This window comes from Streptomyces sp. NPDC107575, from assembly GCF_055657265.1.
Genome location: NZ_JBVKBG010000002.1, coordinates 622,792 through 638,001, shown reverse-complemented (window position 1 = coordinate 638,001; position 15,210 = coordinate 622,792). Strand labels below are relative to the sequence as shown.

The window sequence follows — 15,210 nt, the reverse complement described above, 5'->3', positions numbered from 1 at the left end:
GGGCGGCCGCCGTTCCGCGGCCGGCCGCCGGGGCCTGCCCCCAGCGTCACACCTCACCGGCGGGTCCGCGCGCGGCACGGTCCGGACGGTCACTCCGCCAGGGCGGTGAACTCGCGCTCCAGGCCGCGTCCGCGCCGCTCGACGACGGCGGAGGCGACATCGGTCAGTTTCCGGTTCGTCGTCTGCGAGATCCGTCGCAGCACCGTGAACGCGTCGTCCGGGGCGCACCCCAGCACATGCATCACGATGCCGCAGGCCTGGTCGACCACCGGCCGTGAGCGCAGCGCCGAGCCCAGCTGGTCGACCTCGGTGAGCGCCGCCTGGTAGGAGCGGTCGCGCACCAGACAGCTGGCGGCCAGGTCGCCGAGGGCACGGATCGGGCCGTGCGGCGCGGCCTCCAGGGAGCCGGGCCTGAAGCTGTACAGGCTGAGCGTGACCGTGAGGTCGCCGCTGCGGAACGGGATGGTGACGCTGGAGCGCACGCCGGAGTCCAGGGCGAGCGCCCGGTAGTCGGGCCAGCGGCGGTCGTTGAGCAGATCGCTCGCGTCGACCGGGTCACCGCCCTCCTCGGCCGCCGGTATGGGCCCGTCGCCGCAGAGGTCCTGCACGGAGACGAGCGCGGCGAGATCGGGGTGGGTGACCGCGGTCGGCCGCTCGTCGGTGCCGTCGCTCGCGGTGGCGACGGCGCCGCAGCACTCCGCGGTGCACCGCAGCGCCCCCTCGGCGAGCTCCGAGAGCCGCCGGGCGGGGAGCTCCGACTCCGCGACCCCCAGGGCGTGTTGGCCCAGCGTGACCGGATACCTTCCGACGTGGGCCGCGTCGTCGCGCTGCTCGGCCGGCACGTACTGTCGCATCGGGTTCAAGCCTCCTTGTCGGTTCGCTTCCCGTACCGGGCTCCCGAAAACGCGGGACGGGATACGTTCTCACCATGGCGCAGGTGGAGGAATTCGATGAAGAGCTGGCGGACTTCGTGCGCCGGGTGGCGGAGCTGAAGGCGGCGCGCTCGGTGTCGACGGCGGAACTGCCCGCCGTCCTCGACGCGGCCCTCTTCGAACTCGACCACGTGGCGCGGAAGTTGTGGCCGCAGCCGCAGCAGGCCGAGCCGGCAGGCCCGAGCCTCAGCGCGGCGGCCGACAAGCACGAGCACCAGCTGCTGCGCGCGGTCTTCCAGCGGCTTCCGCTGCCGGTGGCGCTCGTGGACCGCGAGGCGGTGGTGCGCCGCCTCAACTTCGCGGCGACGACCTTCACGGGCGTACGCGCCGGATATGCGACGGGCCGCCCGATGACCGGGTTCCTGGCGCACGCGGACCGGGCGGCGTTCCGCTCGCAGGTCGCGGCGGTGGCCCGCGGCGAGGGCGACCGCGGCCTGACCGTGCATCTGCAGCAGAATCCGCACGCCCCCGTCCGTACGGTCCTCACGGGCCTGCGTCCGGGCAGCGAGCGGCGCACCACCGTCCTCGCGATCCTGCAGCCCGCGGACGACGCCACGGTCAGACCCGCGTCCGCGCGGCCCGCCGCACCGGTCCCCGACCTCGCCGAGACGACCCGGCACGCCGCGCTCACCGACCTGGTCGACGCGATGGCCCGGGAGCTGCTCGGCGGCCCCGTGGGCGACCCGGCCGAGACCCTGCGGCGCGCCGCCCAGGTCCTGCAGGGTCGGTTCGCCGACTGGGTGGTGGCCGACAAGGGGGCCGCGCACCTGGAGCGCACGGCGGTGCTCGGCGCGGACGACGAGGCCGTCCGGGACATCGCCGCGCAGGATCCGGCCGCGAGCCCGCTCGTCGTCGAGGCGGCGCGCGGCGGCGCCCCGACGCTGCTCGTGCGCCCGGAGGACCTGCGGGCCCTGGGCGACGACGCGTCGGGGGCGCCGGTGCTCGTCCGTGCCGATGTCACCTCGCTGCTGTGCGTCCCGCTGATCCCCGCGCCCGGCGAACCGGTCCAGGGTGTGCTCACCCTGTTCCGGTCCGCGGGCCGCCTCGCCTTCTCGATGGCGGAGGCGAAGACGCTCGACACGATGGCCCGGCACATCGCGTTGGCGATGCGGAAGTAGGGCCGTCCGCCGGCGCATGTTCCTACGCGGCGTCCGAGAGCACCTGGTCGCGCAGTCGGTCGCAGCAGCGGCTGATCAGCCGGGACACGTGCATCTGCGAGATCCCTAGCCGTTCGGCGATCCGGCTCTGTGTCATGTCGCCGAAGAACCGCATGTACAGGATCTCCCGCTCGCGCTCCGGCAGGGCCGCTATGCGCGGCTTGACGGCCTCGCGGTCGACGACGACGTCGAGCGCGGGGTCGGCGTCGCCGAGCGCGTCGGACAGCGAGTAGCCGTCCTCGCTGCCGGGCAGCTCGGCGTCGAGCGACAGCGCCGTGAAGCTCTCCAGCGCCTCGAGGCCGGTACGGGCCTCGTCCTCGGTCATGTTGGCGTGCTCGGCGATCTCCGCGAGCGTCGGGGCGCGCCCCGAGATGCCGGCGGAGAGTTCCTGCTGTGCGAACCGGACCCTGTTGCGCAGGTCCTGGACGCGGCGCGGCACATGCAGGGTCCACATGTGGTCGCGGAAGTGCCGCTTGATCTCACCGGTCACGGTGGGCACGGCGTAGCTCTCGAAGGCGTTGCCGCGCTCCGGGTCGTAGCGGTCGACGGCCTTGACCAGGCCGAGTGCAGCCACCTGCCGCAGGTCCTCGTAGGACTCACCGCGGTTGCGGAAACGGCCGGCGAGCCGGTCGGCCATCGGCAGCCAGGCCTCGACGACCTCCTGGCGCAGTTCCTCGCGCTCGGGGCCGTCGGGCATGTCGGACAGTTGTGCGAAGGCCTCGGCGGTGTCGGGGGCGTCGTCGTGCGGGTGGCGTCCACTGGGCTTCACCGGGTTCTGGGGTGCGCTGGTAAGCGTGCGCATTGGACAGCAACTCCCTGAAGGGTGCCTTGGGTTCGGTGGTCACCGTGGGAGTCGCGCCCGCAAGACTGGTCGGACACACCCGGGGCGATCCTGCGGATCCACTGGATACGACGCGGTCGTATCCCTCCCACGGACGTGCCTCCTGTCCGAAGCACTGTCTTTCGCCTGCCCCTGAGGCATCGCCGCAAACACTGCGACACCTCCAGCGTGCGCTCAGTGAGCCTGGCGCGCACGTTCGCGCGGTTCCGCCTCCTCCGGCCGGGGCAGCAGCCACTCCTCGTACCGTCCGAGGACGAGCACGAGACCCAGCATGCCCGCGGGAATGAGGACCGTCAGCAGCTCCATGACCTGTCCTTCCAGCCGGTCGTCCGAGAGGAGACGACCGTGCACGGGTCTCCCCGCCCGGCCGGGGCAAACCACCAGGTGTCACCGCGAAGCGGTCGGGTACGCGTCGTGCATCGCCGACTCACTGGAGGAAGTCATGCAGCGAGGCAGCGACCGGCTCAGCGCCCATCGCGACGACGAGATGAAGCACGAACTGGAGGGCCTGCTGAGGTCCGGCCACCCCACGCGGGTCGAGGAGTGGAACGATCCCGAGCCCGCCGCGGAGGACGATCCGGAGGTGGCGGGCGGACCCGTCGATCCGGGCTCCGGGCCGGGCCGCACGGACGCCGTCCGGCTCGAACTGGGCCGGCTCCTCGGCCGCACCTCGTTCCCTGCCGCGCCCCCGGCGCTCGCGGACGCGCTGCGCGAGCGGACCGCCCCCGACCGGCTCGTCGAGCTGGTGGCGGAACTGCCCGCGGGGACCGTGTTCCACACGGCCTCGGACCTGGCCAAGGCCCTGACAAATGACGGGGGTTAGCTCCGGACCGGTCGGGTACATGGGCCGGAATCACGGAGCACCCGAAGATGCAGAAAGGCCGGATTGCGATGGCCGATGTGGTGAGAGAAGTCATGACACCCGGCGTGGTCGCGGTACGCCCCGACGCCTCGCTGGTCGAGGCCGCCCAGCTGATGCGGGCCCAGGACATCGGGGATGTACTGGTGGCGGACGAGACCCAGGTCGTGGGCGTGCTCACGGACCGTGACATCGCGCTGCGGGCCGTCGCCGACGGGGCCGATCCGCTCACGGTGAGCGCCGAGGCGGTGTGCACTCCGCATCCGGTGGCGGTCGGCCCCGACGACGAGGTGTCCGCCGCGGTGGCGCTGATGCGCGAGTACGCGGTGCGCCGCCTGCCGGTCGTCGAGGACGGGCACGCCGTCGGGATGGTCAGCCTGGGCGATCTGGCGCTGACCCGGGACCCGGCGTCCGCGCTCGCCGACATCAGCGGAGCCGACCCCGACAGGCCGGCCCGAGGACACTGAACAGCAGCTATTGGCAAGGGAGTTGACGACGATGCGGATCGCGTTCCTGGTGGCGCCCGAGGGGGCCGAGCAGGTGGAGCTGACCGACCCCTGGCAGGCGGTACGGGACGCGGGCGGCGAACCCGTGCTCGTATCGACGAAGCAGGGGGAGATCCAGGCCTTCGACCACCTCGACAAGGCGGACAAGTTCCCCGTCGACCGGACGGTGGCGGATCTCGCCTCGTCGGCGGACGGCTTCGACGCGCTGGTGCTGCCGGGCGGCGTCGCCAACCCCGACATGCTGCGCACGGACCCCGACGCGGTGGCCTTCGTGAAGGACTTCTTCACGCGGGGCCTGCCGGTCGCGGCGATCTGCCACGCGGCGTGGACCCTGGTCGAGGCCGACGTGGTGCGCGACCGCACGCTGACCTCGTTCCCCAGCCTCGCCACCGACATCCGCAACGCGGGCGGCACCTGGGTCGACGAACAGGTGAAGGTGTGCACGGCCGGGCCGAACGTGCTGGTCACCAGCCGCCGCCCGGACGACCTCAAGGCCTTCGACGCCGAGCTGCTCAAGCTGGTCAGCGGCACCTGAAGCGAACCCACGACTTCCGGGAGGCAGACATGGACCTCGCATTCCTCAACCCTCTGTGCACCCGGCCCGGCCCCTGGGCCTCCGTGTACGTCGACACGACTCGGCACAACGAATCCACCGCCGACGAGCGCTCGTTGGAGGCGCTCGGGGTGCAGCGCGCGCTCGCCGCGGCCGGCGCCGACGAGGCGACGTGTCACGCGATGCGGTCCGCGGTCGAGGACCTGCGGCACTCGCGGGAACCCGTCGGCCGGGCCTTCTTCGGGTGTGCAGGGGAGGTCGTCCTCGACCCGCCGCTGAGCACCCCGCCGCAGCGCACGTCGGCGCACTGGTCGGCGCTGCCGCACACCACGCCGCTGCTCGACCTCGCGGGCGAGGACCCGCTGTGCCTCGTCGCGTACATCGACCGGACCGGCGCCGACTTCGAACTGCGCTCCGCGCGCGGGGAGTCGGAGGCGGGCAAGGTGTCCGGGCAGCAGTGGCCGGTGCACCGGACGGCGTCCGGGGACCCGTCGGAGCGGCACTTCCAGCTCCGCGTGGAGAACACCTGGGAGCACAACGCCGGTGAGATCGCGGGGGCGTTGGAGCGCTGCCGGTCCGAGACCCGGGCCGACCTCGTCGTGCTGGTCGGCGACGACCGGGAGTGCGTCGCCGTACGGGACCGGCTCCCCGGCGAGCTGCAGGGATCCGTCGTCCGGGCCCGGCACGGGGCGGAGAGCCGGCTCCTCGACAGCGAGCTGGAACAGGCCAGGGCCGAGCAGGTGGCGCGGCGCGCCGCGCACGATCTGGCGCTGTTCGCCGAGGCGCGCGGTCAGGGGGAGGCCGCGGCGGAGGGCGTCCCTGCGCTGGTGGAGGCGGCCCGCGAGCACCGGATCGCGGAGCTCCTGATCCGCTCGGACGGGCCCGACGCGCACCGTGAGGTGTGGGTGGGCGACAGTCCGGACCAGCTGGGTGTGCGGCGGACGGACGCGGAGGCGCTGGGCGGCGGTGACGTGGTGTCGGCGCGGGCGGACGACGCGCTCATGCGGTGCGCTGCCGCGAGCGGTGCGGGTGCGTTGTCGGTGTCCGGCGCGGATCCCTCGGCGGGGCCGACGGGTGGCCTGGGCGCGCTTCTCCGCTGGTCCGAATAGGTCCCGCCCACCCGGCGTTGCGCCCACGGGGCTCCGCCCCGGACCCCGCTGCTCAATCGCCGCAGGGGCTTGAAATACCGACCCCCGCGGCTTGCTCCGCCTGTCGCTGGGTTCGAGCTGGCAATCGCCGGCGGGGCTTGGTTTATCAAGCCCCGCCGGCGATTGAGGCGCGGGGTCCGGGGCGGAGCCCCGTGGCCGTAACGCCGGGGGCCGCAACGATTACCTCGCCCGGTCCACCCGGCGCTCGTCCCACACCGGGTCCGGCGTCTCGCGAACGCGGCCGTCCGAGCCGAAGACCAGGTAGCGGTCGAAGGAGCGGGCGAACCAGCGGTCGTGGGTGACCGCGAGGACCGTGCCGTCGAAGGCCTCCAGGCCCTCCTGAAGGGCCTCCGCCGACTCCAGGTCGAGGTTGTCCGTCGGCTCGTCGAGCAGCAGCGCGGTCGCGCCCTCCAGTTCGAGCAGCAGGATCTGGAAGCGGGCCTGCTGGCCACCCGAGAGGCGCTCGAACTTCTGCTCGGCCTGAGCGGTCAGCTCGTAGCGGCGGAGCAGCGACATCGCCGCCCCCTTGTCCTTCGCGTGGTCGCGCCACAGGATGTCGAGCAGCGGCCGGCCCTGGAGCTCGGGGTGGGCGTGGGTCTGGGCGAAGTGGCCGGGCACGACACGCGCGCCGAGCTTCCACGCGCCGCTGTGTGCGACCGATTCGTCGCCCGCGAGCAGCCGCAGGAAGTGCGACTTCCCGGAGCCGTTCGAACCGAGGACCGCGACCCGCTCCCCGTAGAAGACCTCAAGGGAGAAGGGCTTCATCAGGCCCGTGAGTTCCAGGTTCTCGCAGGTCACCGCACGGATGCCCGTACGGCCGCCCTTCAGGCGCATCGTGATGTCCTGCTCGCGCGGCGGCTCCGGCGGCGGCCCCGCCTCCTCGAACTTGCGCAGGCGGGTCTGCGCGGCGGCGTACCGGGACGCCATCTCATGGCTGACGGAGGCCGCCTGCCGCAGGTTGACCACGAGCTTCTTCAGCTGCGCGTGCTTCTCGTCCCAGCGGCGGCGCAGCTCCTCGAAGCGCGCGAAACGCTCGCGCCGCGCCTCGTGGTACGTGGCGAAGCCGCCGCCGTGCACCCACGCGTCGGCCCCGCCGGGACTCGGCTCGACGCTGACGATCTTCTCCGCTGAGCGCGCGAGCAGCTCCCGGTCGTGGGAGACGAAGAGGATCGTCTTGCGGGTCTCGCGGAGCTTCTCCTCCAGCCAGCGCTTGCCGGGGACGTCCAGGTAGTTGTCCGGTTCGTCGAGAAGGAGGACCTCGTCCGTGCCGCGGAGCAGGGCCTCGAGGACCAGGCGCTTCTGCTCGCCGCCCGAGAGCGTGCGCACCTCGCGGAACTGGGCCTTGTCGTACGGCATGCCGAGCGCCGCCGTCGTGCACATGTCCCAGAGGGTCTCCGCCTCGTACCCCTGCGCCTCTGCCCAGTCGGCGAGGGCCTGCGCGTACGTCATCTGCGCGGCCTCGTCGTCGACCGTCATGATCAGGTGCTCGGCCTCGTCGACCGCCTTCGCCGCCTCGCGGATGCGCGGCGGGGAGACCGATACGAGGAGGTCGCGGACGGTCGTCTCGTCGCGGACGGAGCCCACGAACTGGCGCATCACGCCGAGGCCGCCGCCGACGGTGACCGAGCCGCCGTGCGGCTTCAGCTCGCCGGAGATCAGCCGCAGCAGCGTCGTCTTGCCCGCCCCGTTCGGCCCGACGAGCGCGACGACCGCGCCCTCACCGACGCGGAACGACACATCGCCGAGCAGCGCCCTCCCGTCGGGGAGGTAGTACTCGAGGTGTGCCGCTTCCAGATGTCCCATGATCCCGCATTCTGGACGCCCGTGCGGGTGACGGGCAAACGAATTGGCCGGTGAGCGCCGGATGCGGGCCCCGGCCCGGGGTACCTGTCACCCATGTCACCCCTGAAGTCGCTCACATCGCTGAAGCCGATCGCCTCGCGTCCGGCTGCCCCTGCCTCGCCGCCGCCGGTGCCCCCTACGGTGCGCGAGCGGCTCGCCGCGCTCGACCTGCGCGTCTTCGAGTTCGCCGCGAACGCGCACTGGCCCGGGGCCGAGCGGATCCTGCCGCGCCTGAGCCGGTCCGCGAACCACGGTGTGCTGTGGTTCGCGGTGGGCGGGGCGCTCGCCGCGACCGGGTCGCCGCGCGCCCGCCGGGCCGCCGTGCGCGGAGTGGCGTCCCTCGCGCTCGCCTCGGCCACCATCAACACCCTCGGGAAGCGCTCGGTGCGCCGGGCACGGCCCGCGCTCGACCCGGTGCCGCTGGTGCGCCGCCTGAAGCGGCAGCCGTTCACGACGTCGTTCCCGTCCGGGCACTCGGCCTCGGCCGCGGCCTTCGCGACGGGCGTGGCCCTGGAGTCCCGGGGCCTCGGAGCGCTCGTCGCCCCCGTGGCGTTCTCGGTGGCGGCCTCCCGGATCTACACCGGGGCCCACTTCCCCGCCGACGTCCTCGCGGGCGCCGCGCTCGGCGCGGGCGCGGCCTTCGCGGTGCGCGGCCTGGTGCCGACCCGCGACCAGATGCCGTCGCCGGGCCGCCCCCTCGTGGACGACGTGCCGGCGCTGCCGGGCGGCGAGGGCCTGGTGATGGTCGTGAACACGGGGGCGGGCACCCCCGAGCGCGTACGGGCGCTGCGCGACGCGCTGCCCCGCGCCGAGTACATCGAGTGCGCGGGCGACGAGCTGGAGCAGCAGCTGGACAAGGCGGCGCCGCGCGCCCGCGCCCTCGGCATCTCCGGCGGTGACGGCTCCGTGAACACGGCCGCGCGGGTGGCGCTCCGGCACGATCTGCCCCTCGCGGTGCTGCCCGGCGGCACCCTCAACCACTTCGCGTACGACCTCGGCATCGAGGACACGGGCGATCTGGCGGGCGCCGTCGAGGGCGGTCACGCGGTCGCCGTGGACGTGGGCCGCTTCTCGTCCGAGGGCAACTCCGGGATCTTCCTCAACACCCTCAGCCTGGGCGCCTACCCGGAGCTGGTGCGGGAGCGGGAGCGCTGGTCGGGGCGGGTCGGCGGGCGGCTCGCGGACGTCGTGGCGGCGATGTACGTGCTGCGCCGCGACCACCCCCTGAGCGTCGAACTGCAGGGCAGGCGGCGGCCGTTGTGGCTGCTCTTCGCCGGGAACTGCACGTACCGGCGGATGGGCCTGACGGCGGGGCGGCGCGCGAACCTGGCCGACGGCCTGCTCGACGTGCGCACGGTGGACGGCGGCCGGCTGCCCGGCGTGCGGCTGCTCGCGGCGGCCCTCGCGGGGCCGCTGTCCCGCTCGCCGTTCCACGCGGCGACCCGTCTGACGCGACTGCGGGTGGACGGCGTGGCACCCGGCACCCCGCTCGCCTTCGACGGTGAAGTCACCGAGTGCGGCGGGGAGTTGCGGGTGGACAAGGACCACGAGGGGCTGCGCGTGTACCGGCCGCACTCGCTGCTCTGACCCGACACCGAAGTCCACTATCCAAGACGGGTGTCTCACCATGCGGGTGACGGGCGTACGGTGATCGGACCGTCGGGGGCAGGCGTCCCCCGGCGGTCCGACGTACGCGAAGGGATCGAGCCATGCCGCAGGAGACCGCCGTATACACGCACGGACACCACGAGTCCGTGCTCCGCTCGCACACGTGGCGCACCGCCGCCAACTCCGCGGCGTACCTGCTCGATTCGCTCAAGCCGCACATGAAGATCCTGGACATCGGCTGCGGCCCCGGCACCATCACCGCCGACCTCGCCGAGCTGGTTCCCGACGGGCATGTCACCGGCGCCGACCACGCCGAGGGCATCCTGGACCAGGCGCGCGCCACGGCCGCCGAACGGGGCCTGACCAACGTCGACTTCACGACGGCGGACGTGCACGCGCTGGACTGGCCGGACGAGACGTTCTGCGTCGTGCACGCCCACCAGGTGCTGCAGCACGTGGGCGACCCGGTGCAGGCGCTGCGCGAAATGCGCCGGGTGACGAAGCCGGGCGGGATCGTCGCCGTACGGGAGTCCGACTACGCGGCGTTCTCCTGGTTCCCGCGGCTGCCCGCGATGGACGACTGGCTGGATCTGTACGAGCGGGTCACCCGTGCCAACGGCGGCGAACCGGACGCCGGGCGTTTCCTGAAGTCATGGGCCCTGAAGGCCGGTTTCGCGCAGGAGGACCTGACGTGCTCCGCCGGCACGTGGTGCTACTCGACGCCCGAGGAGATCGCCTGGTGGAGCGGGCTGTGGGCGGACCGCACGCTGGCCTCCTCGTACGCCGAGCGGGCGACGGGCGGCGGGCACGCGACGACCGAGCAGCTCACGGCGGTGTCCGACGCCTGGCGGGAGTGGGGCACGCACGAGGACGCGTGGTTCGGCGTGCTGCACGGGGAGATCCTCTGCCGCAAGCCCCGCTGACCGCACCGCGGTTCAGCCTCGGGGCAGCAGCGGGCCCAGCGGTCCGAGGTCGATGTTCAGGTCCTCGGGCCGCAGCCCGTAGCGCTCCCGCAGCTGCTCCATGCGGTCCTCCAGGAGCATCAACGTCAGTCCGACCCGCTCCTCCTGGTCCTCCGTCAGGTCGCCGGTGTCGAAGCGGCGGACCGCCTGCCGCTCCATGAGCTGGCGCAGCAGCTCGACGAGGGTGAGGACGAGCTTCATCAGGTCGCGCTCGACCGTGTCGGGTTCGAGTTCGATGCGGCGGCGTTCGCCGTGCCGCCGTTCACCGGGGCGTCGTTCAGTCACCGTCCAGCACCTCCGGCCAGGGCGAGGGCACCTGTTCGTTCACCGAGCTGATCAGGGCGTTGAGGTCGATGCGCACCAGGTCGACGTCGGCGATCCGCAGGGTGACGTCCCCGGCGAGGACGACGCCGCCCGCGAGCAGCCGGTCGAGGAGGTCGACCAGGGCGATCTCGCGCCGTTCGACGACCGTCACGTGTCTCCCTCCTCGTCGTCCGCCGTGAACGAGTAGCCCGCCCACGGACCGGTCAGCTCGACCCGCAGACCGCGCTCGCGGTCCTTCGTCGCGTCGACCCGCTCCACGAGCTCCTCCGCGCCCGAACGCTCCACTAGATACGCCGCGTTGAGCACGTTCATGCCGCCGGCGCGGGAGAGTTCCGGGTTCTGCGGCGGATGGATGCGGGTGTGGACGGCGTGCCGGGACAGCTCGTCGTGCAGCTCCTGCGCGAAGCGTTCGGCGCGCCGCCAGGTGTCGTCGCGCGCGGTGCGCTCGGCGCGGCGGCGGCGCAGATAGTCACGGCCGGAGGCGGCCGGCTCGGGCGCCGGGGTTTCGGCCCTGGCCCCGGGCTCCTCGACGTACACCTTCACGCCCCACTCCACGCGCCCCTCCAGGCGGTCGAGTCCGGCACGGAAGCGCCGCTCCTCCTGCTCCATCATCAGCCGTACGCCGCTGTCGTCACGGAATACCGTGGCGAGGCGCAGCGGGAGCGGGCTGGTGACCGTGGTGAGCGCGGCGATCACGTTCTGGTGGGCGCGGGCCGTCTCGGTGAGCCAGTCCAGGTCCTCCAGGTGGGCGCGGAGCGGCGCCTCGGCGAAGTCCCGCTCCGGCACGGAGCCGACGACCGCGACGAGGCCGTGGTGCTCCAGCTGCCGGGGCGGGGCGCCCGCCACGCCGGTGAGTTCGGCCTGGAGCGGCGCCCCGAGCGGGTGGCACACGGCGTACACGTAGCGCAGCTCGTGCGGTTCGTCCGTCGTCAAGCCGACCCCCTCCGTTTCTCGGCCGGTTCCTCGGTACGTTCCTCGGCCCGGCCTTCCGTGAGTTCGTCGAGTTCGGCGATGCGCTGCTTCAACTCGGCGTTCTCCCTTGCGAGTTCCTTGCGGCGGGCGCCCGAGGAGAGGGCCGGGTCGTCCTCCCACCAGTCGATGCCCATCTCCTTGGCCTTGTCGATCGAGGCGACGATCAGGCGCAGTTTGATGGTGAGCAGTTCGATGTCGAGCAGGTTGATCCGGATGTCTCCCGCGATGACGATGCCCTTGTCGAGTACGCGCTCCAGGATGTCGGCGAGGTTGGCCCCGCCGTCACCCCGGTAGGGCTCGGGGAAGCGGCTCGCCGTCGTCATCGGCGGGCCCCTCCGACGGCGTGCTCCCGCTCCCGCGCGGGCTCCTCTTCCTCGTACTCCTCGTCCTCGTACTCCTCGCCGTAGTCGGCCTCGGGCTCCTCTTCGCCGTCCGGTTCCTCGTCGGCCTCGTCGGCCTCGTCCTCGTACTCCTCGGAGTCCTCCGAGTCCTCCTCGGGCTCTTCTTCGGAGTCGTAGGCGTCGGACGGCTTGTCCTCCAGCTCACGCTCCTGGTCCTGGTCCTGCTGCTGCTCTTCCTCCTCGGCGAGCGCGTCCTCGTGCGAGCGCACGACCTCGCCGTCCTCGATCTCGCCGCGCCATCCCTCGGGCCGCTCGCCGCGCAGCGTCACGTACCGCGCGAAGTGCTTGAGGTCGAGTCGGGCCCTGCGGCCCTGGGCGCGCCAGATGTTGCCGGTCTTCTCGAACAGGCCCTTCGGGTAGTACTCGATGAGGAGCAGCACCCGGGTGAGCCGGTCGGCCAGCGGGTGGAAGGAGACGACACCCTTGGTGGTGCCCTTGGCGCCCTCCGAGGTCCACGAGATCCGGTCGTCCGGATGCTGGTCGGTGGTGTGCGCCTTCCAACTGCGGTTGGACCAGAAGACCTTCAGCTGCCAGTCGGAGGTGACGTCGTCGGCGCGGTTCGCGTTCTTGACGCCCTTCGCGAAGGTGCTGAAGTCCTGGTACTGCGTCCACTGGTCGTAGGCGGTGCGCAGGTCGACGCCGACATCGATGAACTCCATGATGACGGTGGGCTTCTTGCCCGCGCCGCCCTTGCGCTTGCCCTTGCCGCCGAGGCCCTTGAAGGCGCCCACGACGTTGTCCTTGAGCCGGCCCGCGCCGAGTTCCACCGCGCTGCGCAGCGGGCCCTTGCCCTCGGCGAGCTTGCGGCCGCCGTCGAGCGCGAGCTTGGCGAAGCCGGGGCTGTTGCCCTCGGCGATGTCGTTCAGCTTCACGGTGCTCTCGCCGAGCTTGCGGCCCGCGCCGATGAGCAGCCGCTGGGCCTGCGCGGCGAGGTACTCCTGCAGTTCCGCCTTGAGGTGGTCGGCGGCCGCACTCCCGGCGAGGCCGCCGAGCTGGTTCTTCGTCGTGTCAGCCACGGCCCCGGCCTCCCTTCGCGGCGGTCTTCCCGGCGGTGGCCGTCTTCTTCGCCGCCGCCTTCTTGGGCCCCTGCGGACGCGCGGAACGCTTCTTCGCGGGCGCCTTCTTGGCGGCCGGCTGCTTCGCGCTCCTGGGCTCCGCGGGCCGGCGGCCCTGGGTGGACTCCTCCTCGGGCCCCTCCTCGTCATCGGCGGCGCCCTCGGCCGTGTCCGCGTCCTCGTGGCCTGCGTAATCCTCGTCGTAGTCGGCCTCGGGCTCCTCCTCGTCCCCGCGGTCGCGGGCGCGGCCACGGCCGGAGACGGCGCCGGTGACCCGCTCCCCCGCGTCCCGCACGTCGTCCACGTCCGGGGCGACGCCCTCGATCTGGTCGCGGACACCCTGCGTACGGCTGTGCAGCCGTCCCGCGAGGCCCTCGATCTGGCGCTCGACGAGCGCTCCGGAGGCCGCCTTGCCGACGCCGCGCAGATCCTCGCGCAGCTGGTCGCCGATCTCCTTGAACTGCGGGTTGTTCTCCAACTGCGTGGTCACCATGTCGGCGAGCGCACGCGGGCTCAGGTTCAGCCGCTTGCCGGCGACCATCGTGCCGACGGCGATCGCCAGCTTCATCTTCTTCGTACGTCCGAGGACGTATCCGGCCCCTATCGCGAGGCCGAGCGCTGTTCGGTTCAAGGTCCCTCCAGACGGTCGAGGAGCTCGTCCTCGACGCGGTCGAACGTGTCCTGGTCGATCTCGCCGGAGACCAACTGCTCCTCCAGGCGGGCGAGTTCGGCACGTACGGCCGCCGGGTCGTAGTACTGCCGCTCCGCTTCCGCGAGCACCTGCTCCACCGCCCACAGGGACCCGCGCACCGGAGCGAGCGGCAGCAACAGCAGCTCCGAAATCAGGCCCATGGGCTCAGTCCGTCGTGACCGCGGGCTCCGAGGGGCCCGGCTCGACGAAGCTGTACGGGGGCAGCGGCCCATTGACCGTGAGGTCGAGGTGCGGGTGGCTGCGGCGCAGCTCCTCGACGGCGGCCAGGAAGTGCTCGGCCGCCTTCTTGTCGACGAGGAACGAGAGGTTGGCCAGCCAGCCGGTGCTCTCGGGTCCCGCCGACATCGCGGAGGCCGCCGGTTCGAGCAGGTGCTGGAGCTCGACGGCGTCCTCGGACTCGCGGGCCTGCACGGCGGCCACGACCAGCTCGCCGAGGCGCAGCCGCTCCTCGTACGTGCCGCCGCCCGCCTGCCTGTTGGCCTCGGTGAGGGTGCGGACCTCGGGGTTGTCGACCATCACCTGGTGCAGCACCGCTTCCTCGTCGTGCTGCGCCTTGACGTTGTACTCGACCTTGCCGTCGAGCTCCCGGAGCCGTTCCTTGTAGTGGTCCGCGCGCTCGGCGAGCACCGCGGAGACCGCCTCGTCGTCGGGGGCGAGGGAGCCGAACCGCATCGGCAGCACCGGTCCCCCGGCGCCCGCCTCGGAGAGCACGCTCTGGTGGGCGAGCAGGTCGCGGCGCTTGGGCCGCAGCCCTTCGGGGGCCTCGCTGACGAGCGCCACGAGCGGGCCTTCCTTGACGACGCGCACCTCGCGCGCCGGTTCGCCGATGCCGCCCATGCCGGCGGGCAGGGAGGGGTGTTCGGAGCTCGCGATGGCGTAGATGTACGTGCTGCTGCTCACTCCTGCTCCTCCTTACGGCGGCTCGTGGCGGGCCTGCGGCCACTGGAACCGGAGCGCCTCGACTCCGACTGGCCCTCCTCGCGTGCCTGGGCGAAGGCGCCGGATATGGTCTCGGCCGCACCGGACAGAGCACCCTTGGTCTTGCCGCGCGCGCCGGACTCCATGCTGTCGCCGACCATGTCGGTCAGCCCGGACGGCTTCTTGGACCCGGTCTCCAGGTCCAGCCTGTTGCAGGCCTCCGCGAAGCGGAGATAGGTGTCGACACTGGCGACGACGACCCTGACGTCGATCTTCAGGATCTCGATGCCGACCAGCGAGACACGGACGAATGCGTCGATGACGAGCCCGCGGTCCAGGACGAGTTCGAGTACGTCGTACAGGCCGCTGGTGCCACCACCGCCGCCTGACTGCTGTGCGGGGACAACGGTCATGGAGGCA

20 protein-coding genes are annotated in these 15,210 nt (G+C 72.5%); 7 read left to right on the top strand and 13 right to left on the bottom strand.

Features of this window, described 5'->3' with window-relative positions:
* Nucleotides 1-89 precede the first annotated feature (89 nt).
* Complete coding sequence (locus tag ACZ7L4_RS09575) at nucleotides 90-854, bottom strand: ANTAR domain-containing response regulator (RefSeq protein ID WP_472101166.1); 765 nt, start codon at nucleotides 852-854, stop codon at nucleotides 90-92.
* Between the two features lie 74 nt (nucleotides 855-928).
* On the opposite strand from ACZ7L4_RS09575, the gene ACZ7L4_RS09570 reads away from it, so the two are divergent.
* On the top strand, nucleotides 929-2,050 hold the full coding sequence (locus tag ACZ7L4_RS09570; protein ID WP_472101165.1) for a GAF domain-containing protein: 1,122 nt from the start codon (nucleotides 929-931) through the stop codon (nucleotides 2,048-2,050).
* Between the two features lie 22 nt (nucleotides 2,051-2,072).
* Here ACZ7L4_RS09570 and ACZ7L4_RS09565 read toward each other — a convergent pair whose 3' ends face one another.
* Complete coding sequence (locus ACZ7L4_RS09565; protein WP_472101164.1) at nucleotides 2,073-2,891, bottom strand: RNA polymerase sigma factor SigF; 819 nt, start codon at nucleotides 2,889-2,891, stop codon at nucleotides 2,073-2,075.
* Between the two features lie 213 nt (nucleotides 2,892-3,104).
* Nucleotides 3,105-3,281: a hypothetical protein gene (locus ACZ7L4_RS09560; RefSeq protein WP_472101163.1), complete on the bottom strand. Its 177-nt coding sequence runs from the start codon at nucleotides 3,279-3,281 to the stop codon at nucleotides 3,105-3,107.
* Nucleotides 3,282-3,372: 91 nt separating this feature from the next.
* Here ACZ7L4_RS09560 and ACZ7L4_RS09555 point away from each other — a divergent pair, with 91 nt between their 5' ends.
* The 4 genes from ACZ7L4_RS09555 to ACZ7L4_RS09540 all read left to right on the top strand — a co-directional run bounded on the left by ACZ7L4_RS09555 (nucleotide 3,373) and on the right by ACZ7L4_RS09540 (nucleotide 5,957).
* Nucleotides 3,373-3,753: a DUF2795 domain-containing protein gene (locus tag ACZ7L4_RS09555; RefSeq protein WP_472101162.1), complete on the top strand. Its 381-nt coding sequence runs from the start codon at nucleotides 3,373-3,375 to the stop codon at nucleotides 3,751-3,753.
* A gap of 68 nt (nucleotides 3,754-3,821) precedes the next feature.
* Complete coding sequence (locus ACZ7L4_RS09550) at nucleotides 3,822-4,256, top strand: CBS domain-containing protein (RefSeq protein ID WP_472101161.1); 435 nt, start codon at nucleotides 3,822-3,824, stop codon at nucleotides 4,254-4,256.
* A 31-nt stretch (nucleotides 4,257-4,287) separates the two neighbouring features.
* Nucleotides 4,288-4,830 carry a type 1 glutamine amidotransferase domain-containing protein gene (locus ACZ7L4_RS09545; protein WP_472101160.1) on the top strand — a complete coding sequence of 181 codons (543 nt, stop codon included), beginning with the start codon at nucleotides 4,288-4,290 and terminating at the stop codon, nucleotides 4,828-4,830.
* 29 nt (nucleotides 4,831-4,859) lie between these two features.
* A complete protein-coding gene (locus tag ACZ7L4_RS09540) occupies nucleotides 4,860-5,957 on the top strand; it encodes a baeRF2 domain-containing protein (protein WP_472101159.1) in 1,098 nt (365 codons plus the stop codon).
* A gap of 219 nt (nucleotides 5,958-6,176) precedes the next feature.
* Here ACZ7L4_RS09540 and ACZ7L4_RS09535 read toward each other — a convergent pair whose 3' ends face one another.
* Nucleotides 6,177-7,799 (bottom strand): ABC-F family ATP-binding cassette domain-containing protein, encoded by a 1,623-nt coding sequence (locus ACZ7L4_RS09535; protein ID WP_472101158.1) that lies wholly within the window; start codon nucleotides 7,797-7,799, stop codon nucleotides 6,177-6,179.
* A 93-nt stretch (nucleotides 7,800-7,892) separates the two neighbouring features.
* Here ACZ7L4_RS09535 and ACZ7L4_RS09530 point away from each other — a divergent pair, with 93 nt between their 5' ends.
* Both ACZ7L4_RS09530 and ACZ7L4_RS09525 read left to right on the top strand, forming a co-directional pair.
* Nucleotides 7,893-9,425, top strand: coding sequence for a phosphatase PAP2 family protein (locus tag ACZ7L4_RS09530; protein WP_472101157.1), 1,533 nt, complete (start codon nucleotides 7,893-7,895; stop codon nucleotides 9,423-9,425).
* 122 nt (nucleotides 9,426-9,547) lie between these two features.
* A complete protein-coding gene (locus tag ACZ7L4_RS09525; RefSeq protein WP_472101156.1) occupies nucleotides 9,548-10,369 on the top strand; it encodes a class I SAM-dependent methyltransferase in 822 nt (273 codons plus the stop codon).
* 12 nt (nucleotides 10,370-10,381) lie between these two features.
* Here the strand turns inward: ACZ7L4_RS09525 and ACZ7L4_RS09520 are convergent, their stop codons facing one another.
* From ACZ7L4_RS09520 to ACZ7L4_RS09480, 9 genes are read right to left on the bottom strand one after another with little or no spacing between them, the layout of a single operon-like run.
* On the bottom strand, nucleotides 10,382-10,693 hold the full coding sequence (locus tag ACZ7L4_RS09520) for a gas vesicle protein K (protein ID WP_450817488.1): 312 nt from the start codon (nucleotides 10,691-10,693) through the stop codon (nucleotides 10,382-10,384).
* Nucleotides 10,686-10,883, bottom strand: a complete 198-nt coding sequence (locus ACZ7L4_RS09515; protein ID WP_385770091.1) for a gas vesicle protein — start codon at nucleotides 10,881-10,883, stop codon at nucleotides 10,686-10,688. The genes ACZ7L4_RS09520 and ACZ7L4_RS09515 overlap by 8 nt, the downstream gene beginning before the upstream one ends.
* Nucleotides 10,880-11,665: a GvpL/GvpF family gas vesicle protein gene (locus ACZ7L4_RS09510; RefSeq protein WP_472101155.1), complete on the bottom strand. Its 786-nt coding sequence runs from the start codon at nucleotides 11,663-11,665 to the stop codon at nucleotides 10,880-10,882. The genes ACZ7L4_RS09515 and ACZ7L4_RS09510 overlap by 4 nt, the downstream gene beginning before the upstream one ends.
* Nucleotides 11,662-12,027 (bottom strand): gas vesicle protein, encoded by a 366-nt coding sequence (locus ACZ7L4_RS09505; protein WP_472101154.1) that lies wholly within the window; start codon nucleotides 12,025-12,027, stop codon nucleotides 11,662-11,664. Before ACZ7L4_RS09505 ends, ACZ7L4_RS09510 begins: the two co-directional genes overlap by 4 nt.
* Nucleotides 12,024-13,121, bottom strand: coding sequence for an SRPBCC family protein (locus ACZ7L4_RS09500; protein WP_472101153.1), 1,098 nt, complete (start codon nucleotides 13,119-13,121; stop codon nucleotides 12,024-12,026). Before ACZ7L4_RS09500 ends, ACZ7L4_RS09505 begins: the two co-directional genes overlap by 4 nt.
* Nucleotides 13,114-13,791: a DNA primase gene (locus ACZ7L4_RS09495; RefSeq protein WP_472101152.1), complete on the bottom strand. Its 678-nt coding sequence runs from the start codon at nucleotides 13,789-13,791 to the stop codon at nucleotides 13,114-13,116. Before ACZ7L4_RS09495 ends, ACZ7L4_RS09500 begins: the two co-directional genes overlap by 8 nt.
* Nucleotides 13,788-14,012 (bottom strand): gas vesicle protein GvpG, encoded by a 225-nt coding sequence (locus ACZ7L4_RS09490; RefSeq protein ID WP_450817483.1) that lies wholly within the window; start codon nucleotides 14,010-14,012, stop codon nucleotides 13,788-13,790. The genes ACZ7L4_RS09495 and ACZ7L4_RS09490 overlap by 4 nt, the downstream gene beginning before the upstream one ends.
* Nucleotides 14,013-14,016: 4 nt before the next feature.
* Entirely contained in the window at nucleotides 14,017-14,772 is a 756-nt protein-coding gene (locus tag ACZ7L4_RS09485) for a GvpL/GvpF family gas vesicle protein (protein ID WP_472101151.1), read from the bottom strand.
* A complete protein-coding gene (locus ACZ7L4_RS09480) occupies nucleotides 14,769-15,203 on the bottom strand; it encodes a gas vesicle structural protein GvpA (protein WP_472101150.1) in 435 nt (144 codons plus the stop codon). The genes ACZ7L4_RS09485 and ACZ7L4_RS09480 overlap by 4 nt, the downstream gene beginning before the upstream one ends.
* Between the last annotated feature and the right edge of the window lie 7 nt (nucleotides 15,204-15,210).